At 73.8% G+C, this 25,153-nt stretch carries 19 protein-coding genes and 1 tRNA gene; 11 read left to right on the plus strand and 9 right to left on the minus strand.

Annotation, left to right across the window (positions count from 1 at the left end):
• Positions 1 to 142: 142 nt before the first annotated feature.
• The gene (locus ACIQVD_RS28130) at positions 143 to 499 is read right to left on the minus strand and encodes a nitrite reductase (NAD(P)H) small subunit (RefSeq protein WP_402292068.1); all 357 of its coding nucleotides are present in this window, start codon (positions 497 to 499) and stop codon (positions 143 to 145) included.
• Between the two features lie 529 nt (positions 500 to 1,028).
• Here ACIQVD_RS28130 and ACIQVD_RS28135 point away from each other — a divergent pair.
• The 3 genes from ACIQVD_RS28135 (at position 1,029) to ACIQVD_RS28145 (ending at position 5,064) form a co-directional block, all read left to right on the plus strand.
• Positions 1,029 to 2,195, plus strand: coding sequence for a low temperature requirement protein A (locus ACIQVD_RS28135; protein WP_400681510.1), 1,167 nt, complete (start codon positions 1,029 to 1,031; stop codon positions 2,193 to 2,195).
• A 3-nt stretch (positions 2,196 to 2,198) separates the two neighbouring features.
• On the plus strand, positions 2,199 to 2,834 hold the full coding sequence (locus ACIQVD_RS28140) for a pentapeptide repeat-containing protein (protein WP_400680077.1): 636 nt from the start codon (positions 2,199 to 2,201) through the stop codon (positions 2,832 to 2,834).
• 178 nt (positions 2,835 to 3,012) lie between these two features.
• Positions 3,013 to 5,064: a phosphocholine-specific phospholipase C gene (locus tag ACIQVD_RS28145; protein ID WP_402292069.1), complete on the plus strand. Its 2,052-nt coding sequence runs from the start codon at positions 3,013 to 3,015 to the stop codon at positions 5,062 to 5,064.
• 76 nt (positions 5,065 to 5,140) lie between these two features.
• On the opposite strand, the gene pflA is transcribed toward ACIQVD_RS28145, so the two are convergent.
• The 3 genes from pflA to adhE form a co-directional block, all read right to left on the minus strand.
• Positions 5,141 to 5,911, minus strand: coding sequence for a pyruvate formate-lyase-activating protein (gene pflA, locus ACIQVD_RS28150; protein ID WP_402292070.1), 771 nt, complete (start codon positions 5,909 to 5,911; stop codon positions 5,141 to 5,143).
• Between the two features lie 35 nt (positions 5,912 to 5,946).
• On the minus strand, positions 5,947 to 8,214 hold the full coding sequence (gene pflB, locus ACIQVD_RS28155) for a formate C-acetyltransferase (protein WP_402292071.1): 2,268 nt from the start codon (positions 8,212 to 8,214) through the stop codon (positions 5,947 to 5,949).
• A gap of 107 nt (positions 8,215 to 8,321) precedes the next feature.
• The gene (gene adhE, locus ACIQVD_RS28160; RefSeq protein ID WP_402292072.1) at positions 8,322 to 11,078 is read right to left on the minus strand and encodes a bifunctional acetaldehyde-CoA/alcohol dehydrogenase; all 2,757 of its coding nucleotides are present in this window, start codon (positions 11,076 to 11,078) and stop codon (positions 8,322 to 8,324) included.
• Positions 11,079 to 11,372: 294 nt separating this feature from the next.
• Here adhE and ACIQVD_RS28165 point away from each other — a divergent pair, with 294 nt between their 5' ends.
• From ACIQVD_RS28165 to ACIQVD_RS28175, 3 genes are all read left to right on the plus strand, one after another.
• On the plus strand, positions 11,373 to 11,561 hold the full coding sequence (locus ACIQVD_RS28165) for a hypothetical protein (RefSeq protein ID WP_111553407.1): 189 nt from the start codon (positions 11,373 to 11,375) through the stop codon (positions 11,559 to 11,561).
• 86 nt (positions 11,562 to 11,647) lie between these two features.
• Positions 11,648 to 11,860 (plus strand): hypothetical protein, encoded by a 213-nt coding sequence (locus ACIQVD_RS28170; RefSeq protein ID WP_100838156.1) that lies wholly within the window; start codon positions 11,648 to 11,650, stop codon positions 11,858 to 11,860.
• A 218-nt stretch (positions 11,861 to 12,078) separates the two neighbouring features.
• Positions 12,079 to 13,002 carry an LPXTG cell wall anchor domain-containing protein gene (locus ACIQVD_RS28175; RefSeq protein ID WP_402292073.1) on the plus strand — a complete coding sequence of 308 codons (924 nt, stop codon included), beginning with the start codon at positions 12,079 to 12,081 and terminating at the stop codon, positions 13,000 to 13,002.
• 50 nt (positions 13,003 to 13,052) lie between these two features.
• On the opposite strand, the gene ACIQVD_RS28180 is transcribed toward ACIQVD_RS28175, so the two are convergent.
• Positions 13,053 to 13,493 (minus strand): nucleoside deaminase, encoded by a 441-nt coding sequence (locus ACIQVD_RS28180; protein WP_400680064.1) that lies wholly within the window; start codon positions 13,491 to 13,493, stop codon positions 13,053 to 13,055.
• A complete protein-coding gene (locus tag ACIQVD_RS28185; RefSeq protein ID WP_402292074.1) occupies positions 13,490 to 14,314 on the minus strand; it encodes an LLM class flavin-dependent oxidoreductase in 825 nt (274 codons plus the stop codon). Before ACIQVD_RS28185 ends, ACIQVD_RS28180 begins: the two co-directional genes overlap by 4 nt.
• A 93-nt stretch (positions 14,315 to 14,407) precedes the next feature.
• Here ACIQVD_RS28185 and ACIQVD_RS28190 point away from each other — a divergent pair, with 93 nt between their 5' ends.
• Positions 14,408 to 14,854, plus strand: coding sequence for an Lrp/AsnC family transcriptional regulator (locus ACIQVD_RS28190; protein WP_400680060.1), 447 nt, complete (start codon positions 14,408 to 14,410; stop codon positions 14,852 to 14,854).
• A gap of 36 nt (positions 14,855 to 14,890) precedes the next feature.
• Here the strand turns inward: ACIQVD_RS28190 and ACIQVD_RS28195 are convergent, their stop codons facing one another.
• Entirely contained in the window at positions 14,891 to 18,112 is a 3,222-nt protein-coding gene (locus tag ACIQVD_RS28195; RefSeq protein ID WP_402292075.1) for a S41 family peptidase, read from the minus strand.
• 271 nt (positions 18,113 to 18,383) lie between these two features.
• Between ACIQVD_RS28195 and ACIQVD_RS28200 the strand changes: the two genes are divergently transcribed.
• The gene (locus ACIQVD_RS28200) at positions 18,384 to 20,054 is read left to right on the plus strand and encodes a chitinase (RefSeq protein WP_402292076.1); all 1,671 of its coding nucleotides are present in this window, start codon (positions 18,384 to 18,386) and stop codon (positions 20,052 to 20,054) included.
• 259 nt (positions 20,055 to 20,313) lie between these two features.
• A complete protein-coding gene (locus ACIQVD_RS28205; RefSeq protein ID WP_400680053.1) occupies positions 20,314 to 20,694 on the plus strand; it encodes a VOC family protein in 381 nt (126 codons plus the stop codon).
• 53 nt (positions 20,695 to 20,747) lie between these two features.
• Here ACIQVD_RS28205 and ACIQVD_RS28210 read toward each other — a convergent pair.
• Positions 20,748 to 20,821, minus strand: a tRNA-Lys gene (locus ACIQVD_RS28210).
• A 113-nt stretch (positions 20,822 to 20,934) separates the two neighbouring features.
• On the opposite strand from ACIQVD_RS28210, the gene ACIQVD_RS28215 reads away from it, so the two are divergent.
• Positions 20,935 to 22,515, plus strand: coding sequence for a Na+/H+ antiporter (locus ACIQVD_RS28215; RefSeq protein WP_400680052.1), 1,581 nt, complete (start codon positions 20,935 to 20,937; stop codon positions 22,513 to 22,515).
• Between the two features lie 167 nt (positions 22,516 to 22,682).
• A complete protein-coding gene (pgi, locus tag ACIQVD_RS28220; protein WP_400680049.1) occupies positions 22,683 to 24,347 on the plus strand; it encodes a glucose-6-phosphate isomerase in 1,665 nt (554 codons plus the stop codon).
• 145 nt (positions 24,348 to 24,492) lie between these two features.
• Here pgi and ACIQVD_RS28225 read toward each other — a convergent pair whose 3' ends face one another.
• Positions 24,493 to 25,152 carry a GntR family transcriptional regulator gene (locus ACIQVD_RS28225; protein ID WP_402292077.1) on the minus strand — a complete coding sequence of 220 codons (660 nt, stop codon included), beginning with the start codon at positions 25,150 to 25,152 and terminating at the stop codon, positions 24,493 to 24,495.
• Between the last annotated feature and the right edge of the window lies 1 nt (position 25,153).

Consider the following 25,153-nt stretch of genomic DNA (forward strand, 5'->3'; position numbering starts at 1 on the left):
CCCCCGCTGCCCTCGGTGCCCGACTGTGCGCATGCGGTCATCACACCGCGCCCACCCGCCCCCGGGCCAGCGGAGCTAGTCCCAATGCCACGCGACCGTTACCCCCTCCCGGACCGCCGGGGCGCCGGGTCCGGTCGGGTGGTCAGGTGGTCGGGCGGAGGCGGGCCGGCCAGACGGGGAGGGCGTGGGAGGGGTCGTCCAGGCAGATGCCGGTGCGCAGGTCGAACAGGCGTTGGTGGAGGGGGGCGGAGACGGTGGGGGTGCCGTCGACGCTGCCGGTGATGCCGTCGGCGATGGACCAGGAGTCGGCGAACGGGTCGCGGTTGCCGACCGCCAGCAGTTCGCCGGCCGGGGTGCGGAAGACGGCGGCCTGGTCGCCGCCGGGCAGCAGGACGGCGGTGCCGGAGTCGGGCTCCAGTTCGCGGGCGTCGCAGACGGCGATCCAGTCGCCGTCCGGCGTGGCCAGTTCGACGGCGCGGGGCGGGTCGGTGCGGTGCATGGCGGCGCTCCCCTCGGCGCGGGCGGGTGGGGTCTCCTCCTCGAACGCTACGTCGGGGGCGGGCCGGGGGCAGGAGGGGAAGGGCCCGGTCCGGCGGGACGTTGGTCCCGCGGTCCAGTGCGGGGCGGTGCGGCGCGGCGGGCGGCGCTGTCGGGCAGCGCGGTGATCACGAGGAGTTCGGGTCCTGCGGAGCGCGGGAGCCGGTCCCGCGTTCCACCCTCGTCCTTGACCTTCCGCGTTGCCCGCGAAGCGCCCTCGTCGTCCGTCCATCCGCAGGGGAATCTATCGGTCCAATTCGGACAGAAGGGGCAATCCACGCAACACGCGCCGAAATGGGCCAAGCTGTCACTCGGATCGCGCACTGCGGCGTCAACTCCGCGTGACGACTCGTCGGATCGGATGGAATCCCGACAATCCGCGCGCCGCGCGCGGTGCGTGCGCCGCCCGGCCCGGGCTGCCAGGATCGCCGGTGTCCAACTCCCCTGCCGCGCCCGCCCCCTGCCGCGCGGCCCACCGCGAAGGCAGCGCCATGAGCTCCGCCCCCGACCCCTACCGCCCGGTCCGCCGGATGCTGGCCCGCGACCGGGACGAGTCCCACCGGGCCTCCACCCCGCTCGAGTTGTTCTTCGACCTGTGCTTCGTGGTCGCCATCGCCCAGGCCGGCCGCGAACTCGCCCACGCCCTGGCCGGGGGCCACCTCGGCACCGCACTCACCGGGTTCACCATGTCCTTCTTCGCGGTCTGGTGGGCCTGGATGAACTTCACCTGGTTCGCCTCCGCGTACGACGTCGACGACGTGCCCTACCGGCTCACCACCCTGGTGCAGATCACCGGCGTGCTGGTGCTCGCGGCCGGCGTCCCGCGGATCTTCGAGGACCGGGACCTGACCCTCGGCGTGGCCGGGTACGTGCTGATGCGGCTGGCCATGGTCACCCAGTGGCTGCGCGCCGCCCGCGGCGAGAGCGGACCGGCCCGCACCTGCGCACTGCGCTACGCGGCCGGGATCACCCTCGTCCAGGTGTTCTGGGTGGTGCTGCTGTTCCTGCCGCACGGCGTCCAGGGCCCGCTGTTCCCGCTCGGCGTGCTGGTCGAACTCGCCGTCCCGGTCTGGGCCGAGAAGGACCGGCAGACGCCCTGGCACCGGCACCACATCGTGGAGCGCTACGGCCTGTTCACCATCATCGTGCTCGGCGAGACGGTCGCCGCCGCCACCGTCGCCATCCAGACCGCCCTGGACGAGCACGAGGCGATCGCCGAACTGCTGCCGATCGCGGCCGGCGGGCTGCTGATCTGCTTCGGCGCCTGGTGGATCTACTTCGCCGACGACAGCCACGACCACCTGCGCGACAACCGGCAGGCGCTGCCCTGGGGCTACGGCCACTACCTGATCTTCGCCTCGGCCGCCGCGGTCGGCGCGGGCCTGGAGGTCGCGGTCGAGCACGCGGTGGGCGCCGCGCACGTCTCGGAGCGGGCCGCGACCGCCGCCGTGACCGTCCCCACCGCGCTGTTCCTGTTCACCGTCTGGGCTCTGCACGCCCGCCACCACAAGCGGGGCGCCGCCCAGGCGGTCCTGCCGGTGGCCGCGCTGTCGGTGCTGGCTGCGACGCTGGCGGGGGAGTCCGGCGTGCTGGTGGCCGGGCTCCTGGTGGCGCTCGCCGTCGCCGTCGGCCTCACCCTGTCCGCGAAACGGAGCTGACCCGTGCGCCTCGAAGACCTCCCGTACGCCCACCTGCTGCGCCGCCACACCGGCCCGCTGCGCCCCGACGCGCGGTACGACACCGCGCACTTCGACGGCCTCGCGCTGACCGGGCAGTTCGGCGGCGCGCACTTCCTGGAGTGCGCCTTCACCGGGGTGCGGATCGAGGAGTCGAGGCTGCGCCGGGCCGGGTTCAACGAGGTGTGGGTGCACGGCGGGCGGCTGGTGGGCGTCGACCTCGCGGAGAGCGAGTGGCAGGACGCCGAGGTCGAGTCCACCGTGCTGGCGGGCGTCTCCGCGTACAGCTCGGCGGTGCGGCGCACGGTGTTCCGCCAGTGCAAGCTGGAGGCGGTCAACCTGCGCGGCGCGGTGCTGCGCGACGTGGTGTTCGAGGACTGCCTGCTGCGGGACGTCGACCTCGCCGACGCCAAGCTCACCGACGTCTCCTTCCCCGGCAGCACGCTGGAGGAGGTGCGGCTGCGCGGCGCGGCGCTGAAGAACACCGACCTGCGCACCGCCGTCCGCCTCGGCCTGCCCGACGGCCACCTGGGCCTGCGCGGCGCCGTCATCTCGACCACCCAACTCCTGGACCTCGCGCCGCAGTTCGCCCAGGCCCTGGGCATCACGGTGAAGGACTGACGGCGGCCCTCCCCCGGTCGTTCACCTCCCGGCCGCTGTTGCGGCCGGTGGTGAACAATCCGTCAAACCTTCCTCCGGCCCCATGGCCCGGCGGCCCGTCCTGGACGAGGATGCTCGGCGTTCGACACGAAGGTGTCTGGACAACACCACCAGCAGCGGACGGGACGGGCGGGGCACCATGGCAGAGCTGAGCCGTAGGAAGTTCATGGCGTTGTCGGCGAGCGCGGCGGCCGGGGCGGCGGTCGCCGGCACCGCGGCCGGGGCCGGGGCGGCACCCGCCGCGGCCGCCGCGGCGGGGGCCACCGGCACCCTCGCGGACGCCAGGCACATCGTGATCCTGATGCAGGAGAACCGCAGCTTCGACCACTACTTCGGCATGCTGAAGGGCGTCCGCGGCTTCGCGGACCGGGCGACGATCCAACTGTCCGGCGGCTACGGCGTCTTCAACCAGCCGAACCTGCTGGGCCGCCAGTACCCGTGGCAGTTCTCCGCCACCAAGCCGGCCGGCGGCGCCGACCCGGAGCGCCTGGCCCAGTGCAACGGCGACCTCGCGCACGGCTGGAGCGACCAGCACAAGGCGTGGAACAGCGGCAGGATGGACGCCTGGGTGGCCGCCAAGGGCAACGTCCGGACGCTGGGCTACCTGACCCGGGCCGACATCCCGTTCCACTACGCGCTGGCCGACAACTGGACGGTCAACGACGCCTACCACTGCTCGGTGCTCTCGGCGACCGGCCCCAACCGCACCTACCACTGGTCCGGCCAGATCGACCCGGCGGGCACGGCGGGCGGCCCGGCGTACGACGGCGGCGACGAGTCCGGCCTGAAGTGGCAGACCTACGCGGAGGCGCTGGAGAACGCGGGCGTCAGCTGGAAGGTCTACCAGAACGCCGCCGACAACTACGGCGACAACGCACTCGCGTACTTCACCAAGTTCTCCGGCGCCCCGGCGGGCAGCGCGCTCGCGGTCAAGGGCATGGGCTCGGTCCCGAAGGCCACCGGGAGGACCCCGGACGACATCGTCGCCGCGATCCGGGCCGACGTGCTGGGGGGCACCCTGCCGCAGGTGTCCTGGATCGTGCCGGACCAGGCGTCCTCCGAGCACCCGTACGCGACCCCGGCCGACGGCGCGCACTTCGTGCACAACGTGCTGGACGCGCTGAACGCCGACCCGGCCGTGTTCGACTCCACGATCCTGTTCCTCAACTACGACGAGAACGACGGCTTCTTCGACCACGTCCCGCCGCCGGCCGCCCCGGCCGGCACGGCCGGCGAGTTCTACAACGGCGTCAACATCGGCCTGGGCTTCCGCGTCCCGATGATCGCGGTCTCGCCGTGGAGCCGCGGCGGCTGGGTCTCCTCGGAGACCTCCGACCACACCTCGGTGCTGCGCTTCCTGGAGAAGTGGACGGCCGCCCTCGGCAAGCCCGCGACCTGCCCGAACATCTCGGCCTGGCGGCGCAAGGTCACCGGCGACCTGACCGGCATGTTCGACTTCGCCCACCCGGTGTACGGGATGCCCGCGCTGCCCGACACCTCGCAGACCATCGGCCTGGCCGCCTGCGGCCCGCTGCCCAACCCGGCGCCGGTCGACAACCGGCTGCCGGTGCAGGAGCCGGGCACCCGCCCGGCCCGCGCGCTGCCGTACCAGCCGGTGGCCAACCTGGACCACCTGGAGTTCGGCTCCGGCGGGGTGACGAAGGTGTGGATCGCGATGGCCAACCAGGGCACCGCGAGCAGCCACTTCGCCGCGTACGCCAACGCCTACCGCTCCGGCGGCCCCTGGCAGTACACCGTCGACCCGGCCGGGTCGACCAGCGACTTCTTCAACTGCGGCACCGGCTACGGCGCGGGCAAGTACGACCTGACGGTGGTCGGCCCCAACCGCTTCCTGCGCCGCTTCACCGGCGACGCCACCGCCGCCGGCAAGAACGCGGCCGTCACCGCCACGTACGCGCCCGCGCCGGACACCGGCAAGCTCGCGCTCTGGTTCGAGCTGGCCAACACCGGCACCGCCGCGGTGACCTTCACCGTCACCTCGAACGCCTACCGCTCGGACGGCCCGTGGACGTACACCGTCGCGGCCGGGGCGCGCACCAGCGACCACTTCAACGCGGTCGCCTACACCAACGGCTGGTACGACTTCACGGTGACGGTCAGCGGCGACGCGAGCTGGTCGCAGCGGTTCACCGGCCACCTGGAGACCGGCGCGCCCTCGATCTCCGGCTGAACCGGCTGAACCGGCTGAACCGGCTGAACCGGCTGAGCGGCCCGAGCGGCCCGGACGCACCGCCCGGGCGGGCGACTCAGACGGCGTGCAGGCCGTGCGCGGCGAACACCCCGCGCGCGGCCCGCACCTGCCCGGCGCTGGGCACGGGCGTGTCCGCGAGGGTGAACTCCCGGCCCAGCGCCGCCCACTTGGCCCGGCCGAGCTGGTGGAAGGGCAGCACGTCGACCCGGGAGACGTTGCCCAGCGAGGCGGCGAAGGCGGCCACCCCGGCGACGTTCTCCGCCGGGTCGGTCAGGCCGGGCACCAGCACGAAGCGCACCCACACCTCCTTGCCGAGGTCGGCCAGCCGGCGGGCGAAGTCCAGCGTCGGTTCCAGCGGCTGCCCGGTCACCCGCCGGTACAGCTCCCGGTCCCAGGACTTGACGTCCAGCAGGACCAGGTCGACGTCGGCGAGCAGGGCGTCGTCCGCCCGGGCGCCGAGGAAGCCGGAGGTGTCCAGCGCGGTGTGCAGGCCCAGTCCGTGCTTGAAGCGGTGGAACAGCTCGCCGGTGAAGCGGGGCTGGAGCAGCGGTTCGCCGCCGCTGACGGTGGCGCCGCCGCCCGCCGCCCGGATGAACGCGGTGTACTTGGCGGCCTCCGCGACCACCTCGTCCGCGCCGGTGCGCCGCCCGTCGCCCATCCGCAGGGTGTCGGGGTTGTGGCAGTACAGGCAGTTCAGCGGGCACCCGGCCAGGAAGACCGTGAACCGGGTGCCGGGGCCGTCGACGCCGGTCGACACGTCCCAGGAGTGCACCGACCCGTCGGCGGCCGGGCCCACCGGCGGGGCGGCGGGGAGCGGGACGGTCATGGCGGTGCCTCCTGGGGGCGGTCGGCGGGGCGGGCTCAGAGCGAGCCGTGGAAGGTGCGGTTCAGGACGTCGAGCTGCTGCTCCCTGGTCAGCCGGACGAAGTTGACCGCGTAGCCGCTGACCCGGATGGTCAGCTGCGGGTACTTCTCGGGGTGCTCCATCGCGTCGAGCAGGGTCTCCCGGTCCAGCACGTTGACGTTCATGTGGAACCCGCCGACGGCCGTGTACCCGTCCAGCACGCCGGCCAGGTTGCGGACCCGCTCCTCGGGGGTGCGGCCCAGCGCGTCGGGCGTGACGGTGTTGGTCAGCGAGATGCCGTCCTCGGCCGCGTCGTACGGGAGTTTCGCCACCGACAGCGAGCTGGCCACGTAGCCGTGGGTGTCGCGCCCGTTCATCGGGTTGGCGCCGGGCGAGAACGGCTCGCCGGCCCGCCGGCCGTCCGGGGTGGCGCCGGTCTTCCTGCCGTACACCACGTTGGAGGTGATGGTCAGCACCGACTGGGTGTGCTCGGCGCCCCGGTAGGTGGGGTGCTTGCGCACCTTGCGCATGAACTCCTCGACCAGCCGCACCGCGAGCTCGTCGGCCCGGTCGTCGTTGTTGCCGTACGCCGGGTAGTCGCCCTCGACCAGGTAGTCGACCGCGAGGCCGCTCCCGTCGCGCACCGGGCGCACCCGCGCGTACCGGATCGCGGAGAGCGAGTCCGCGGCCACCGACAGCCCGGCGATGCCGCAGGCCATGGTGCGGCGCACCGCCCGGTCGTGCAGGGCCATCTCCAGGCGCTCGTAGGCGTACTTGTCGTGCATGTAGTGGATGACGTTCAGCGCGTGCACGTACGTCTCGGCCAGCCACTCCAGCTGCCGGTCGAAGCGCTCCAGCACCTCGTCGTAGTCCAGCACCTCGGACTCGATCGCCCCGGTGGCCGGGCCGACCTGGGCGCCGGACTTCTCGTCCCGGCCGCCGTTGATCGCGTACAGCAGCGTCTTGGCGAGGTTGACCCGGGCGCCGAAGAACTGCATCTGCTTGCCGACCTCCATCGCGGAGACGCAGCAGGCGATCGCGGTGTCGTCGCCGGAGCGCGGGCGCATCAGCTCGTCCGACTCGTACTGCACGCTGGAGGTGTCGATCGAGACCCGGGCGCAGAACTCCTTGAAGCCCCGCGGGAGTTTCGGCGACCAGAGGACCGTCATGTTCGGCTCCGGCGCCGGGCCCAGGTTGTACAGGGTCTGCAGGTAGCGGAACGAGGTGCGGGTGACCAGCGGGCGGCCGTCGGCGCCGATCCCGCCGATCGACTCGGTGACCCAGGTCGGGTCGCCGGAGAACAGCTCGTCGTACTCGGGGGTGCGCAGGAAGCGGACGATCCGCAGCTTGACGATGAAGTCGTCGACCAGCTCCTGGGCCCGCTCCTCGGTCAGCCGGCCCGCGGCGAGGTCCCGTTCGAGGTAGACGTCCAGGAAGGTGGAGGTGCGGCCGAGCGACATGGCCGCGCCGTTCTGCTCCTTCACCGCCGCCAGGTAGGCGAAGTACAGCCACTGGATCGCCTGCCGGGCGTCGGCCGCCGGGCCGGAGATGTCGTGGCCGTAGCTCGCGGCCATCGCCTTGAGCTCCGCCAGGGCGCGGATCTGCTCGGCCAGCTCCTCGCGCTCCCGGATGGTCTCCTCCAGCGCCCGCGGGTCGCGGGGCGCGGCGTCCAGCGACGCCTTCTCCTCGTGCTTGGCGGCGATCAGCCGGTCCACGCCGTACAGCGCGACCCGCCGGTAGTCGCCGATGATCCGGCCGCGCCCGTAGGCGTCCGGCAGGCCGGTGACGACGCCCGCCTTGCGGGCGGCCCGGATCTCGGGGGTGTAGGCGTCGAAGACGCCCGCGTTGTGGGTCTTGCGGTACCGGGTGAAGACCTTCTCCAGCTCCGGGTCGACCGGGTAGCCGTAGGTCTCCAGCGCCCCCGCGACCATCCGCCAGCCGCCGTTGGGCATGATCGCCCGCTTCAGCGGGGCGTCGGTCTGCAGGCCGACGATCAGCTCCTCGTCCCGGTCGACGTACCCGGGCGCGTGCGCCGTGATGGTCGAGGGCGTGTCGTACGAGACGTCCAGGACGCCCTTGGCGCGCTCCTCGGGGAACAGCGCGGTGATCCGCTCCCAGATCCGGGTGGTCCGCCCGGTCGGGCCGGCCAGGAAGGCGCCGTCGCCCTCGTAGGGGGTGTAGTTCTGCTGGATGAAGTCCCGGACGTCGACGGCGTCCCGCCACAGGCCGCCCTTGAAGCCGTCCCACGCACCGCTCAGGGTGTGTTCCGCGTGCTGAGTGCTCATTGCTCCCGCTCCCGCCGTCTTCGCCTATGAGCACCATCGTGAATGTTTTCACGAAGTCGCACGGGCTCGGAAGGTCCTCGATCCGGGGGACCTTGGTCCCCCTTCCGTCACACCGCCCGCTCGCCGTAGTACGCCTGGGTCATCAGCCGCCGCATGTCCCGCAGCATCGGCATCCGAGGGTTGGCCGGCGCGCACTGGTCCTCGTAGGCGTTCATCGCCTGCTGCGGCAGCGCCGCCAGGAAGGCCGCCTCGTCCACCCCGGCCTCCTTGAACGACCGCGGGATGCCCACCCGTTCGCGCAGCTCCTCCACCGCCGCCGCCAGCGACTCCACGCCCTGCTCCGGGGTGTCCGCCGGCAGGCCCAGCGTCCGGGCGATCTGCCGGTAGCGCTCCGGCGCCGCGTAGCTGCGGTACTTCGGCCAGCCGGTCACCTTCGACGGGGCCGACCCGTTCCAGCGGATCACGTGCGGCAGCAGCAGCGCGTTGGCGCGCCCGTGCGCCACGTGGAAGGTCGCGCCCAGGGTGTGCGCCATCGCGTGCACCGCGCCCAGGAAGGACGAGCCGAACGCCATGCCCGCGATCGTCCCCGCGTTGTGCATCCGCTCCCGCGCCACCGGGTCGTTCGGGCCGTCCTCGACCGCCGCCCGCAGGTTCTCGAACACCAGCCGGACGCCCTGCAGCGCCAGCCCGTCGGTGAAGTCGTTGGCGTACACCGACACGTACGTCTCGATGCAGTGCGTCAGCGCGTCGAAGCCGGAGTCCGCGGTCACCGCCGGCGGCAGGTCCGTGGTCAGCGCCGGGTCGACGATCGCCACCGTCGGGGTCAGCGCGTAGTCCGCCAGCGGGTACTTCTGGCCGGTCTCCGGGTCGGTGATCACCGCGAACGGGGTGACCTCGCTGCCGGTGCCCGAGGTGGTCGGGATACACACCAGCCTGGCCCGCTCGCCCAGGTCCGGGAAGGCGAAGGCGCGCTTGCGGATGTCGAAGAACTTCTCCTTCAGGTCCGCGAACTCGACCTCCGGGTGCTCGTACAGCAGCCACATCACCTTCGCCGCGTCCATCGGCGAACCGCCGCCCAGCGCCACGATGGTGTCCGGCCGGAAGTCCCGCATCAGCTCCGCGCCCCGCTCCACGGTCGCGATGCTCGGCTCGGGCTCCACGAAGTCCACCACCCGCACCTCCACCGGCTCGGTGCGCCGCCCCAGCACGTCCCGGACCCGGTCCAGGTGCCCGATCTCCACCATCGTCCGGTCCGTCACCACCACGACCCGGCGGGCCCCGCGCATGTCGGCCAGGTACTTGACCGAGTGGCGCTCGAAGAAGATCTTCGGCGGCACCTTGAACCACTGCATGTTGGTGTTGCGCCGCCCGATCCGCTTGACGTTGAGCAGGTTCAGCGCCGAGACGTTGCCCGCCACCGAGTTGTGGCCGTAACTGCCGCAGCCCAGGGTCAGCGAGGGCAGGAACGCGTTGTACACGTCGCCGATGCCGCCCTGCGAACTCGGCGCGTTCCAGATGATCCGGCACGCCTTCACCGCGGCGCCGAACTCCTCGACGAACGCCGCGTCCTCGGTGTGCACCGCCGCCGAGTGCCCCAGCCCGTTGAACTCCACCATCCGCGCCGCCAGCTTCAGCCCCTGCACCCGGCCCTCCGCCCGCAGCACCGCCAGCACCGGGCACAGCTTCTCCCTGGTCAGCGGCTCCGCCTCGCCGACCTCGCCGACCTCCACCAGGATCACCGAGGTCTCCTCCGGCACCTCGAAGCCCGCCGCCGCGGCGATCTCCGGCGCCGACCGCCCCACCACCGCCGCGTTCAGCCTCGCGCCCGCGCGGTCCGCGCCCGCGCCGACCCCGAACACGTACTCCTCCAGCAGCGCCTTCTGCTCCGGCGTCGCCAGGTGCGCCTTCAGCCGGCCGAACTCCGCCAGCGCCGCGTCGTACACCTCCGCGTCCAGGATCACCGCCTGCTCGGAGGCGCAGACCATCCCGTTGTCGAAGGACTTCGACAGCACGATGTCGTTCACCGCGCGCGCCAGGTCCGCGCTCCTCTCCACGTACGCCGGCACGTTGCCCGCGCCCACGCCCAGCGCCGGCTTCCCGCACGAGTACGCCGCCCGCACCATCGAGTTGCCGCCGGTGGCCAGGATCGTCGCCACGTCCTCGTGCCGCATCAGCGCGCCGGTCGCCGCCGTCGACGGCTGCTCGATCCACTGCACGCAGTGCGCCGGGGCGCCCGCCGCGACCGCCGCGTCCCGGACGATCCGGGCCGCCTCCGCCGAACAGCGCTGCGCCGCCGGGTGGAAGCCGAAGACGATCGGGTTGCGGGTCTTCAGCGCGATCAGCGCCTTGAAGATGGTGGTCGAGGTCGGGTTGGTCACCGGCGTGACGCCCGCGACCACGCCCACCGGCTCGGCGATCTCGGTGATCCCGTCGATCTCGTCCCGGGAGATCACGCCGACGGTCTTCATCCCCGCCATCGAGTGCGCCACGTTCTCACAGGCGAAGACGTTCTTCACCGCCTTGTCCTCGAACACCCCGCGCCCGGTCTCCTCGACCGCCAGCGCCGCCAGCCGGGTGTGCGCGGCCAGCGCGGCCAGCGACGCCTTCTTCACGATCCGGTCCACCTTCTCCTGGGTGAGACCGGAGTACTCCTGCAGGGCCCTGCGGCCGTTGCGCACCAGCACGTCGACGGCGGCGGCCGCCTCGGCGGCGCTCTCGGCGGTGTTCCCGGCGGTGTTCCCGTCGGTGGTCTCGGGGGCGTTCTCGGCGGTGTTCCCGGCGGTGTTCCCGTCGGTGGTCTCGGGGGCGTTCTCGGCGGTGTTCTCGTCGGTGGTCTCGGCAGCGGGGGACTGGTCGCTGGACATGGCGCGCTCACCTCTTGGGGGGTGCGGCTGCGGGATCGCCCCGGCGGCGCTGCCGGGACTCGGCCTGACGCCCCCACCCTCTGTCGGCGCGGCGTCGCACCGCTACGGCCGTTGGCCGCCGCCCACCCGGGACCAACGGCCTTCTCCGGTGCCCGGCACGGCAGTTCGCCCCGGACCCCGGGCGGGAGCGGTCCTGCGCCGGACGGGTGAGCGCCGGGTCCTCCGGGTGCGACCGCCCGGAGCCGGTGGCAGGGTGGACCCAGCCCGTTGTCCGCGACACCCCCAGGAGGAGACATGGGCCTGAGTGACCAGTTCAAGGACAAGGCCAAGGACCTCGCCGACCAGGCGAAGTCGGCGCTCGGCGACCACGGCTCCAAGGCCGAGGAGGCCGAGCAGAAGGCCCGCGAACAGGCCGAGGGCGTGATGCCGGGCGGCCAGGAGTCCGCGGACGACCAGCAGCACCAGGAGGGCGAGTCCTCCTGACCGTCCGCACGCACGAGGGACGGGCCCGCCGGGCCCGTCCCTCCGGCGTACGGTGGCAAGGGGGAGCGCCCACCCGAGGAGGAGACATGGGCATCTTCGACAGGTCCCGACCGCAGGAGGCCGACCCGCCGGCCACCGAACCGCCCGAACGCGCCGCCCTCGCCCGCGACGAGGCCGCCGACGCCTTCGCCGACCCGGTCGAACGGGCCCGCGACGACGCGGAGCGCCGGATCCGGCAGGAGCGCGAGGACCGCGCCGCCGCCGAGCGGATGATCTCCGAGGGCGACCCCTGGGGCTGATCCGCACCCACCCCGGGCCGGGGCCGGACACGGGCCCCGGCCCCGGCCCGGCACCCCGCCGGACGCTGTGACACGGCGGTGACAGTAGGTGTACGTCGCAGGGACGTCGAGCTGGAATTGTTTTCCCTGCGCGACCGAGCGGGCCGAGGGGGAACCCGGCCGCCGGGACGCGCCTCCCGCATCCAGCCGCACCACCCGTATCCCTTGGGGGGAACACCATGAACACCCGCCGGACCGCGCCGCCCACCGCTTCCGTGACGAAGGCCGCCGCCGTCGCCGCGCTGATGCTCGCCGCCACCACCGCGGCCGGTGGCACCGCGTGGGCGGACGACAGGCCGGTCGTCCCGTGCGCCGACGGAGCGGTGAAGCTGCCGGGCGAGACGCCGGTCGAGAACGGCCCCGCCCACCAGGGGACGGTGGCGCTCCACCTGAGCGGCGACGCGAAGCCGACCGTCCACGGCGACCGGGCGACCTACCGGGTGCGGATCACCGAGACCAACCGGACCGGGGCCGCGTACCGGAACGTCTCGGTGGTGCCGGTGCTGTTCACCCAGCTCGGCGTCATGAACACCGGCAACACCACGGTGACCCGGGTGCACGGCGGCAGCCGGGTCGAGCTGCCCACCCGGATGGGCTGCGACCCGTCGATCTGGGTCGCCACCGACACCCTGAACCTCCCGCTGGCGGACGGCGCGACCACCACCGTGGACCTGGAGATCACCACCTCCGCCGCGGTGGCGCGGCAGATCAAGTCGCTCTCGGTGTCGGCCCTCGGCGCGGCGGACGGCGACCGCGGCCTGAGCAGCAACCTCCTCGACCTGCCCGCCGCGGCCCCGGCCGTCGAGCCCACCAAGGAGCCGACGAAGGAGCCCACCAAGGCCCCCACCACGTCGGCCACCCCGACTCCGGCCACCCCGGCCACCCCGGCCACCCCGGCCACCCCGACCGCCGCCACCCCGACCGTCCCGGCCACGGCCGCCACCACCGCCCCGGCGCCGGTCGCCGCCGCCGCGTCCGCCCGGCTGGCCTCCACCGGCGGCGGCACCGGCACCGGCGTCCTGGCCGCCGCCGCGGCCGTCCTGCTCGCCGCGGGCGGCGCGGTCCTGTACGTCCTGCGCCGCCGCGCCCGGCACACCGGCTGACCCGCCGCCGCCGGGACCGCGCGGGCGGTGGCTACGCGGTCGGACGGTGGCTACGCGGTCGGACGGTGGTAGGACTCGATCGGGGCGCGGGCCTCGTCGAAGAGCGCGGGCCCGTCCTCGACCAGGGCGGGACGGTCGCCGGAGGCCGGGTCGAGCGCCACCAACTGCTCGGTGGCCAGCGCGAACACCACCCGGCCCAGGCCGGAGCGGACCAGGGCGCCCGCGCACATCCCGCACGGCTGGCAGCTGGTGTACAGGGTGGTGCGGGCGGCCTCGGCCGGGTCGAGTTCGCGGGCCGCCCAGCGGGCCAGTTTCAGCTCCGGGTGGGCCGTGATGTCGGCGTCCCGCCGCACGGTGTTGTGCGCCTCGGCGAGGACGGTGCCGTCGGGCGCGGCCAGCAGCGAGCCGTACGGGGCGTCCCCCGACGCGACGGCCCGGGCGGCCAGGGCGATGGCGCGGCGCAGCAGTGGTTCGTCGGCGGGGGTGATCACGCGGTGTCCTTCCGGTGGGCGGCCACGGCGGCCAGGTCCCGCCAGGCCGCTTCCGGCCGGCGGGTCCGCTCGGGGTCGCCGTGGTAGGGGTCGAGGACCACGGCCTGCGCGCCCAGGGCGCGCAACTGCCGCAGGTCGTCCAGTACTTGCTCCAGGGTGCCGGTCCCGGCGGGCCGGTCGGCGCCGGTGACCGGGTCCGGGGTCAGCCGGAACGCGATCCGCGGGGCGAAGCCCGGCAGCGGGTGCGCGGCGAGCACGGCCCGCATCGCGGGCAGGGTCAGGCGCAGCGGGTGCCAGGCGTCGCCGAACCGGGCGGCCCGGCGCAGCGCCGCCGGACCGTGCCCGCCGACCCAGACCGGTATCCGCTCGGCGCCGGGGGGCGCGCCGGACCCGGCGGGCCCGTTCCCGCGCAGCACCTCCAGGCAGGCGTCGGTCAGCCGCCCGCGGTCGGCGAACGGCACCCCGAGCGCCGCGAACTCCTGCCGGGCCCAGCCGGTGCCCACGCCGAGCACCAGCCGGCCGCCGCTCAGCCGGTCGAGGCCCACGGCCATCCGGGCGGTCAGCAGCGGGTCCCGGTACGGCAGGATCAGCACCGTGGTGCCCAGCCGCACCCGGGTGGTCAGGCCGGCCAGCCAGGACAGCGTGGTGAACGGCTCGTGGAAGGGCTCCGGGTAGCGCTCGGCCACGTCCGGGGTGATCGCCACGTGGTCGGAGACCATGAGCAGGTCGTACCCCAGCTCCTCGACGGTGCGCGCCCATCCGCGCAGCACGCCGGGATCGGCGCCGGGGCCGAAGTTCGGTACGTTGACGCCCAGTTGCATGGGGCGAGGCTATCCCGGCGAAGGTCGGCCGGTGAATGGCCGATCCCCGGTGTTCGGCCCGTTCCGCCGGGGATTGCCCGGTAGGATCGCCGGATGACCGGGGATCTCGACGACATCGACTGGGCGATCATCGGGCAGCTCCAGGCGGACGCCCGCCTGTCGCTCAGCGAGCTGGGGCGCCGGGTGAACCTCGGCCCGTCGGCCACCGCCGAGCGGGTGCGCGCCCTGGAGGCCAGGGGCGTGGTCACCGGCTACCACGCCGCGGTCGACCTCGGCCGGGTCGGCTACCCGGTGCTCGCCGTGGTCCGGCTGAAGTACGCCGGCAGCCGCCACCAGCCCCTGCACCGGCTGCTCGCCGAGCGGCGGGAGATCCTGGAGTGCCTGCGCACCACCGGGGACGACTGCTACACGCTCAAGCTCGCCGCCACCTCCATGGCGCACCTGGAGACCCTGGTCGACGAGCTCTGCGCCTTCGGCTCCACCACCACCAGCGTGGTCTACCGCCAGACCCTGCCCTACCGCGGCCCGGCCCGGCCCTGACGGCGGGGCCCGGCCCCCGGCGTCCGGGCGCGCGTCTCAGGGCCGGGGCGGCAGCGGCGGGCGGCGCAGGTCGGGGCGCGGGGTGCCGGCGGGCGGGGGCGCGGCGGCGGGGGTCGCGGCGAGCAGGGTGAGGGCGAGGTCGACGGCGGCGGACAGGTCGGTGTGCGCGCCGCGGGCCCAGTCGCGCGGGGTGCGGACCACCTCGACGTCCGGGTCGACGCCCCGGTTCTCGACCGAGAAGCCGATCCCGCCGGTGAACCAGCTGGCGTTCTTCGGCACCGAGATCTGGGTGCCGTCGCCCAGCGCGTGCCGCCCGGTCATGCCGACCACCCCGCCCCAGGTGCGGGTGCCGACCACCGGGCCCAGGGCGAGCGCCTTGATCGCGGTGATGATGACGTCGCCGTCGGAGCTGGTGGCGTGGTCGGCGAGCGCGACCACCGGGCCGCGCGGCGCGTCCCGGGGCCACCGGACGGGCTGCCGGCCGCGGGTGAAGTCCCAGGCCAGGACCCGGCGGTGGAGCTTCTCCAGGACCAGCTCGGAGACGTTGCCGCCGGCGTTGCCCCGGACGTCCAGCACCAGCGCGGGGCGGGCCAGCTCGGAGCGCAGGTCCCGGTTGAACTGGGCCCAGCCGGAGCCGCCGAGGTCGGGGATGTGCAGGTAGCCGCAGAGGCCGTCGCTGAACTCCCGGACCAGGTGCCGCCGTCTGGCCACCCAGTCCTGGTAGCGGATCGGGCGCTCGTCGGTGAGCGGGGTGACCGCGATCCGCCGGACCCGCCCGTCGTGCCGGAGGGTGAGCTCGACGGTGCTGCCGCCCGTCCCGGCCAGCAGCGGGGTCGGGCCGCGCACCGGGTCGGGCGGGCGGCCGTCCACCGCGAGCAGTTCGTCGCCGTCGTGCAGGCCGTGGCCGGCCAGCGGGGCGCGGGCCTTCGGGTCGGAGGACTCGCCGGGCAGGATCCGGTCGACCAGCCAGCGGCCGTCCGGGGCGCGGTGCGCGTTGGCGCCGAGCAGGCCGAGCGGCTGCTGGGCGATGGCCGGGCCCTCGCCGCGCCGGGCCGGGGTGACGTAGGCGTGCGAGGTGCCGAGCTCGCCGAGCAGCTCGCGCAGCAGGTCGGCGAAGTCGTCGGGGGAGGCGATCCGCTCCAGCAGCGGGGCGTACTGCTCGGTGAGCGCGGGCCAGTCCAGGCCGCACATGCCCGCGTCCCAGAACTGGTCGGCGACGATCCGGGCCGCCTCGAAGTACGACTGCCGCCACTCGGCGGCCGGGTGCACGGTGTGGGTGATCCGGCGCAGGTCGACCGGGACGGGGGCGGTCGGCGCGGCCAGCGGGTAGAGCTTGAGCGCGCCGGCCGAGAACACCGAGAGGGCCGAGCCGTCCGCCGAGACCGCGAAGCCGTCCAACTGCTCGACCAGGGTGGTGCGGCGGCCCCGGGCCAGGTCGAAGTACTCCAGGGCGGGGCGGCCCGAGGTGTCCTCCGGGTGGGCGAAGGTCTGGCCGAGCGCGCCGGAGATCGGCCAGCGCAGCCACACCACGCCGCCGCGCACCGCGGCCGTCGCCGAGTACTTGGAGGCGATCACCGGGAACGGCACCAGCCGCTTGCTCAGCCCCTCCCGGTCGACGTGCACGGTGCCGTCGCCGGTGGCCTCCTCCGGGTCCAGGCCGACCGGCGGGCGGCCCTCGGCGGGCGAGGCGAACGGCGACGGGGTGCCGGCCGCCAGCGGCACCAGGTACGGGCGGCAGCCGAGCGGGAAGGACAGGTCGCCGGTGTGCACGTCGTGCACCGGGTCGAAGCCGCGCCAGGACAGGAACACCAGGAAGCGGCCGTCCCGGGTGAACACCGGGTGCTCGTCCTCGAACCGGCCGCCGGTGACGTGCACCCGTTCCTCGGGCCGGTCGGTGCGGGCCAGCCGGATCGCCCGCAGCGAGCGGCCCGCGACCGGCTCGGACCAGGCCAGCCAGCGCGAGTCCGGGGAGAACGAGGGGCTGGAGACCGGGCCGAACCGGGACGCGGCGACCTCGGTGACCGCGCCGTCCGCGGTGTCCACCAGCAGCAGCCGCCCGTCCGAGCAGGCCACCGCCAGCCGCCCGCCGTCCGGGGCGGCGGCCAGCTCCTGCACCCGGCCGATCCGGCCGCCCGCGATCCGCCGGTCCGCGGGGCGCTCGTCCGCCGCGCCGTCCCGGCCCGGCAGGGCGGCGATCTCGATCGCGTCCGCGCCGTCCGCGTCCGTGACCCAGGCGGCCTGGTTGCCGTAGCCGAGCACCAGCGGCAGCCGGCAGCGCACGCCCGGGGTGTCGGCCAGCACCCGGGCCGGGCCGTCGCGGTGGGTCAGCCAGTACAGCGCGCCGCGCACGTTCAGCACCCCGGCCCGGCCGGTCGCGTCGCAGGCCAGGTCCTTGACGTTGTTGGCCGCGCTCACCTGGTACGGCCGCCGCCCGGCCCGGGCGCCGCCCAGCGGCACCTCCAGGCGGCGCGGCGCCGGGGCGTCCAGCGAGTCGAGCAGCCAGACGTCCCCGGCGTGCTGGTAGACCACCCGGACGCCGTCGGTGGCGGCCTCCCGGGCGTAGTACGAGGCGTGGTCGGTGTGCCGGCGCAGGCCGGTGCCGTCCGGGCGGACCGAGTACAGGTTGCCGACGCCCTCGTGGTCGGAGAGGAACGCGATCCGGGTGCCCCCGGCGCAGGCCACCGGCATCGGCGAGGCCAGGTGCCCGGGCAGGCCGGGCAGCAGCAGGTCGTGGTCCACCCAGAGCCGGCCGGTCGCGCCGCCCCGGTAGCGCTTCCAGAACGCGGGCTCGTGCGGCGCCGCGTCGGTCAGCAGCACCGTGTGCCCCTCGCCGACCTGCGCGTCCGCGACCGGCCCCCACGGCATCCGCCGCCCCGGCGCGCCGTCCGGCGGCAGCTCCCACGCCCAGGCGTAGTGCGCGAACGGCTCGTGGTACGAGGTCACCGCCAGCACCTCGCCGTTCGGCAGCCAGCCGCGCACCCGGGTGTCCTGGCTGCCCCAGTACGTCAGCCGCACCGCCGGACCGCCCCCCACCGGCGCCGTGAACACCTCCGGCGTCAGCGCGAACCAGCTGGTCCACGCCAGCACCTCCCCGTCCGGCGACAGCCGCGGGTGGCTCACCCTGGTCCGGTCCGCGCTCACCCGCCAGGCCCGCCCCACCCCGCCGTCCGCGGCGAGCGGCGCGACCCAGACGTCGTCCTCGGCGGTGAAGGCGAGCAGACCGCCGCGTACATGGGGGTACCGCAGGTATCCGGACACCCTTCCATGGTTCGATCGGCGGCCGGGGCCCGCAAACGCGGCCGGGCCGGGCGGGCGGCCGGGCGGGTGGGCGTACGGAGTCCGGAGCGGCTGACGGCGGGTCAGTGAACCGTGTTCTCCCGTCCATTGACAGGGAGGAGTCACAGCCGGTTCAGTGGTCTAGTCCAACTCCCTGGGTGGGTGCCGGTGCGGCGGCATGACCCGGCCGGGAACCCCACAGCCTGGCGGACGGAGGAGGGCGTCCCCCACACAGAGGCAGGAGCATCCCCACATGCGTACTCCCCGAAGGAAGCGGCTGCTCGCCGCCGGAACCGCCTGGGCGGTGGCCGCCGCCGGCGCCGTCGCGCTCAGCTTCGGCCTGGCCGGGTCGGCATCGGCCGGAGAATTCCTGGTCAACGGCGGTTTCGAGACCAACGCACTGAACCCCTGGACCTGTACCGGCTCGACCGGCTCCGTGGTCACCGGCCACGCCCGCACCGGCAGCTACGCGCTCGCGGGCGCCGCGTCCGCGTCCGACACCGCCCAGTGCGTCCAGACCGTCGCGGTCGCCCCCAACACCACGTACACGCTCAGCGCGTACGTCAACGGCGCCTACGTCTACCTCGGCGTCAACGGCGGCGCCTCGACCTGGACGCCGAGCACCGGCGGCGGCTACCAGAAGCTCTCGGTCAGCTTCACCACCACCGCCACCCAGACCTCCGCCACCGTCTTCACCCACGGCTGGTACGGCCAGGGCACCTACTACGCGGACGACGTCTCGCTGGACGGCCCCGGCGCGCCCGCCTCGCCCTCCGCCAGCGCGAGCCCCTCCAAGTCGGCCTCGCCCTCGCCCTCCGCCTCCGCCTCGCCGTCCGGCAGCCCCTCCGCCTCGGCGTCGCCCTCCAGCAGCCCGTCCACCTCCAGCTCGCCGACCACCCCGCCGCCGCCCGGCGGCCACGCCCTGGTCGGCTACCTGCACGCCAGCTTCGCCAACGGCGCCGGCTACCTGAAGATGGCCGACGTCCCCGACAGCTGGGACATCATCGACCTGGCCTTCGGCGAGCCGGACTCCATCACCGGCGGCACCATCCACTTCAACCGCTGCCCGGCCACCGAGTGCCCCGGCGTCGAGTCCGACGCCGACTTCAAGGCGGCCATCGCCGCCAAGCAGGCCAAGGGCAAGAAGGTCCTGCTGTCGATCGGCGGCCAGAACGGCGAGGTGCAGCTCACCACCACCGCCGCCCGCGACAACTTCGTCAACTCGGTCTCCGCGATCATCGACAAGTGGGGCCTGGACGGCCTCGACATCGACTTCGAGGGCCACTCGCTGTCGCTCAACACCGGCGACACCGACTTCAAGAACCCGACCACCCCGGTGATCACCAACCTGATCTCCGCGGTCAAGACGCTCAAGGCCAAGTACGGCGCGAAGTTCCAGCTCACCATGGCGCCGGAGACCTTCTTCGTCCAGCTCGGCTACCAGTACTACGGCTCGGGCCCCTGGGGCGGCCAGGACCCGCGGGCCGGCGCCTTCCTGCCGGTCATCTACGGCCTGCGCGACGACCTCACGCTGCTGCACGTCCAGGACTACAACTCGGGCTCGATCATGGGCCTCGACAACCAGTACCACAACATGGGCAGCGCGGACTTCCACATCGCGATGACCGACATGCTGCTCACCGGCTTCCCGGTGGCCGGCAACACCAACAACGTGTTCCCGGCGCTCAAGCCCTCGCAGGTCGCGATCGGCATGCCCGCCAACAGCTACGCCGGCAACGGCTACGTCGCCCCGGCCGTGGTCAACCAGGCGCTGGACTGCCTCACCAAGGGCACCAGCTGCGGCTCCTACACCCCGCGGGCCGGCAAGCAGCCGAACCTGCGCGGGCTGATGACCTGGTCGATCAACTGGGACAACTACAACGGGAACGAGTTCTCGAAGAACTTCCACAGCTACTTCGGCTGAGCCCGGTCGGCAGTGGTGGAACGTGGAGCCGGTCGCCCCTGGCGGGGGTGGCCGGTTCCGGCTGTTGTGGGGGAGGCGGGGCGGGCGGCTGGCGCCGGGCTGTGGGGGAGGGGGGTCTGAGCCCGGTCGGCAGTGGTGGAACGTGGAGCCGGTCGCCCCTGGCGGGGGCGGGCGGCTCCGGTCGTCCTCCGGGCCGGGCCGCCGCTGGTCGACCGGCCGGGGCGGCGCGCCTAGCCTGGAGGGGAAGGAGGTGGTGGCGATGCTGGCAGACGCGCCCCTGCTCGCGGTGATCCCGGTGACCGACCTCGAGCGGGCCAAGCGGTACTACCGCGACACGCTCGGGCTCACCCTGTCCCGGGAGGGCACCGGAGAGGTGGCCTTCCGCAGCGGAAGCACCGAGTTCGGGATGTACGAGACGCCGTACGGCGGACGGGCCGGCCACACCCTGGCCAGCTGGAAGGTCGCCGACCTGGACACCGAGATGGCCGAACTGCGCGGCCGAGGCGTGGTGTTCGAGGAGTACGACCAGCCGGGGCTGAAGACCCTCGACGGGGTGGCCGAGGCCGACGGGATGCGGGCCGCCTGGTTCAAGGACCCGGACGGCAACGTGCTGTGCGTCAACGAACTGCCCGCGGAGTGAGACGGGCCGGAAACGCCGAAGACCTCCCCGGAGGGAGGTCTTCGCGCTGTCGGTGCGCCGCCAGGGACTCGAACCCCGGACCCGCTGATTAAGAGTCAGCTGCTCTAACCAACTGAGCTAGCGGCGCGTGCTGACGGGGAGAACATTACCTGGTCAGCGCCCGAAACACACAATCGGCCCGGCCGGGGCACCGACGTATGCTGAGGTCGGCGCACCCCGCACCTGCCGAGAGGAACCACCGTGGGCCAGCTGACCCTGCTCTTCCTGGTGCTGCTCGCCTCGGTGGTGACGATGCCGCTGGCGCGCCGGACCAGGATTCCGCAGCCGGTGCTGATGACGCTGGTCGGCCTGGCCTTCGCGCTGATCCCGCAGATCCCCAACATCCAGATCAACCCCGAGTTCATCCTGCCGCTGGTGCTGCCGCCGCTGATCTTCGCGGTGGCCCGACGCTCCTCGGTGCGGTACTTCAAGGCGAACATCCGCTCGATCCTGCTGCTGGCCGTCGCCCTGGTGGTGGTGACCACCACCGCGGTGGCCGGGGTGTTCAGCTGGCTGGTGCCCGCCGCGCCGCTGGCCGCCGCGGTCGCGCTGGGCGCGCTGGTCTCGCCGCCCGACCCGGTCGCGGCCGTCGCGGTGGCCGGCGAGGTCGGGCTGCCGCGCCGGCTGACGGCGGTGCTGGAGAGCGAGGGCCTGTTCAACGACGTCACCGCGATCGTGATCTACTCGCTGGCCGTCGAGGCCGTGGTCGACGGCGACCTGTCGGTGGGCCGGGCCGCGGAGCGCTTCCTGCTGTCCGCCGTGGTCGCGGTGGCCGTCGGCATCGGGCTCGGCTGGCTGAACGCCAAGATCGCCGGGTTCCTGGAGGACCCGACCCAGCAGGTCGCGCTCAACCTGCTCGTCCCGTTCGCCGCGTACACCCTGGCCGAGGAGGCGCACGGCTCCGGCGTGCTGGCCGTGGTGGTCTGCGCGCTCTACCTCGCCGACCGGGCCTCCGACGCCGACGAGGTCTCCTACCGGCTGGTCGGCAACGCGTTCTGGGAGATCGTCGAGACCCTGATCACCGGCGTCGCGTTCGGCCTGATCGGCCTGGAGCTGTCCACCGTCCTGCAGGACGTCCGGGACACCTGGCACACCATGATCGGCGACACCGCGACCGTCATCGCCGTCGTCGTGGTGCTGCGCCTGCTCTGGCTGCTGCCCGCCGCCTGGCTCTCCCGCCGGGTCACCCACGGCGAGGAGGACACCCCGATCAGCTGGCGGGAGACCGTCGTCCTGTGGTGGTCCGGCATGCGCGGGGTGGCCACCGTCGCCCTCGCCCTCGGCATCCCGCTCACCCTGCACAACGGGCTGGACTTCCCGGCCCGCAGCGAGATCGTCTTCATCGCGTTCAGCGTCGTCCTGTTCACCCTGGTGGTGCAGGGCCTCACCCTGCCGTACGTGGTCAAGCTGCTGCGCATCGACGACACCGGCGACGAGCACGAGCGGGCCGTCCGGGAGCTGTGGTGGCGCGCCGCCAGGGCCGGGCTGCACCGGCTCGCCGAGCTGGAGGAGGAGGACCAGCTCCCGCCCGAGATCACCGAGCGCCTGCGCGAGCGCCAGCACGACCGCCTCGCCCGGCTCTGCCCGGAGAAGTACGAGGAGGAGGAGGCGCTGGAGGCCAAGCGCCGCGGCAAGCAGTGGCGGCAGGCGTTCGCGATCGAGCAGGAGATGATCGCCGCCTCCCGCCGCGAGGTGCTGGTCGCCCGCGGCGAGGCCGGCGCCGACCCCGAGGTCGCCGACCGGGTGCTGCGCGCGCTCGACCTCCAGTCGGCCCGGAAGTGACGTCCCGTCGACCACTCGCGGTGCAGCACTGCCCGGCCGCATCCAGGGCATAGGGTTGGAGGCGGGCGAGGCCGTCGACGGCGCCGGCACCCGTACCCGCCGGGCCCGGCGCCACCCTCCCGCCGGAACCAGCCGGTATCTGCACCCGACGACGCTAGGAGCAACCGATGTCGGACACCCCCGCCAACGGCCGGACCCCGTTGGACCGCACCCCGCAGTGGGCCGCGCTGGGGAAGCACCGGGCAGAGCTGGGCGAACAGCACCTGCGCGAGCTGTTCGCCGCCGACCCCGACCGCGGCACGCGCTACACCCTGCAGGTCGGCGACCTCTTCGTCGACTACTCGAAGCACCTGGTCACCGACCGCACCCTGGACCTGCTGCGCGAACTGGCCGCCGCCACCGGCGTCGCCGAGCTGCGCGACGCGATGTTCCGCGGCGAGAAGATCAACAACACCGAGCACCGCGCCGTCCTGCACACCGCGCTGCGCGCCCCGCGCGGCGCCGTCGTCGAGGTCGACGGCGAGAACGTGGTGCCCGCCGTGCACGCCGTCCTCGACAAGATGGCGGCCTTCTCCGACCGGGTGCGCTCCGGCGAGTGGACCGGCCACACCGGCAAGCGGATCCGCAACGTCGTCAACATCGGCATCGGCGGCTCCGACCTCGGCCCCGCGATGGCCTACGAGGTGCTGCGCTCCTACACCGACCGCGACCTGACGGTCCGTTTCGTCTCCAACGTCGACGGCGCCGACCTGCACGAGGCGGTCCGCGACCTGGACGCCGCCGAGACGCTGTTCGTCGTCGCCTCCAAGACCTTCACCACCATCGAGACGGTCACCAACGCGGTCGCCGCCCGCGACTGGCTGCTGGAGCGGCTCGGCGCCGGCGAGGAGGCCGTCGCCAAGCACTTCGTGGCGCTCTCCACCAACGCCCAGGGCGTCGCCGACTTCGGCATCGACACCGCCAACATGTTCGAGTTCTGGGACTGGGTGGGCGGCCGCTACTCCTTCGACTCCGCGATCGGCCTCTCGCTGATGATCGCCATCGGCGCGGAGCGGTTCGGCGAGATGCTGGCCGGCTTCCACCTGGTCGACGAGCACTTCCGCACCGCCCCCGCGGAGGAGAACGTCCCGCTGCTGCTGGGCCTGCTCGGCGTCTGGTACGGCGCGTTCTTCGACGCCCAGTCGCACGCCGTGCTCCCGTACTCGCACTACCTGTCGAAGTTCACCGCGTACCTCCAGCAGCTCGACATGGAGTCCAACGGCAAGTCCGTGGACCGCGAGGGCAACCCGGTCTCCTGGCAGACCGGCCCGGTGGTCTGGGGCACCCCCGGCACCAACGGCCAGCACGCGTACTACCAGCTGCTGCACCAGGGCACCAAGGTCATCCCCGCCGACTTCCTCGGCTTCGCCCGGCCCGTCGCCGACCTCCAGCCCGGTCTGGTCGCCCAGCACGACCTGCTGATGGCCAACTTCTTCGCCCAGACCCAGGCGCTGGCCTTCGGCAAGACCGCCGAGGAGGTCGCCGCGGAGGGCGTGCCCGCCGAACTCGTGCCGCACAAGACCTTCCGCGGCAACCACCCGACCACCACCATCCTGGCCCCCGAGCTGACCCCGCACGTCCTCGGCCAGCTGATCGCCCTCTACGAGCACAAGGTGTTCGTCCAGGGCGCGGTGTGGGACATCGACTCCTTCGACCAGTGGGGCGTCGAACTCGGCAAGGTGCTCGCCAAGAAGATCGAGCCCGTGCTGCTCACCGGCGAGGGCACCGAGGCGCTGGACGCCTCCACCGCCCACCTGGTCGGCCGGTACCGCGAGCTGCGCGGCCGGGAGTAGGCCCCTTCGGGCCCGGCGGGGGAGCGGGGGACGGTCGGGAGTTCCGGCCGTCCCCTTCGCGTGTCCGGGCTTCGCGTGCTCCGGGCTTGGCGTGCCCTGTGCTGGGGGGTGCCTCGGGCTTCGGGCGCCTCGGGCTTCGGGTGCCTCAGGTGACCCGGGCCAGCAGGGAGTCGGCGTGCGCGGTGACCAGCTCGCGGGCCAGCGCCGGGTCGGGGACGGCCAGGGCGCGGGCCAGCGCCAGGTGCTCGGCGTGGTCCCGCTCCGCGTGCGCGGGGGAGGCCGTCGCGGTGGCGGAGATCCGCACCTGCCGGTCCCAGAGCGTCTCGTAGAGGGAGGTCAGGACGGGGTTCCCGGCGGCGCGCAGCAGGGTGAGGTGGAAGTGCCGGCCGGCCTCGACGGGGTGCGGGTCGCGGTGCTCGCAGGCGGCCAGCAGCTCCGCGGCGGCGGCCGCCAGCGCGGTGGGGCCGCGGGCCGCCAGGGTGTCGACGGCGGCGTGCTCGAACAGGACCCGGGCGGCGAGGACGTCGCGGGCCTCGCCCGGGGCGATCGGGACGACCTGGGCGCCGCGCTTGGGGTACAGGCGCAGGAAGCCCTCGGACTGCAGGCGCAGGAACGCCTCGCGGACGGGGGTGCGGGAGAGTCCGAGCTCGGTGGCGACGACGCCCTCGGAGAGCAGCGTGCCGCCGGGCCAGCTGCCGTCCAGCAGGCGGGTGCGGACGTGCCGGTAGGCCCGGTCGGCGGTGGGGAGGGCGGGGTCGGCGGTGGGCCGGGCGGGGTCGGCGCTGGGGAGGGCGGGGTCGCTCACG

The sequence above is a fragment of the Kitasatospora sp. NPDC090308 genome (genome assembly GCF_044769485.1).
Classification (GTDB): domain Bacteria; phylum Actinomycetota; class Actinomycetes; order Streptomycetales; family Streptomycetaceae; genus Kitasatospora; species Kitasatospora fiedleri.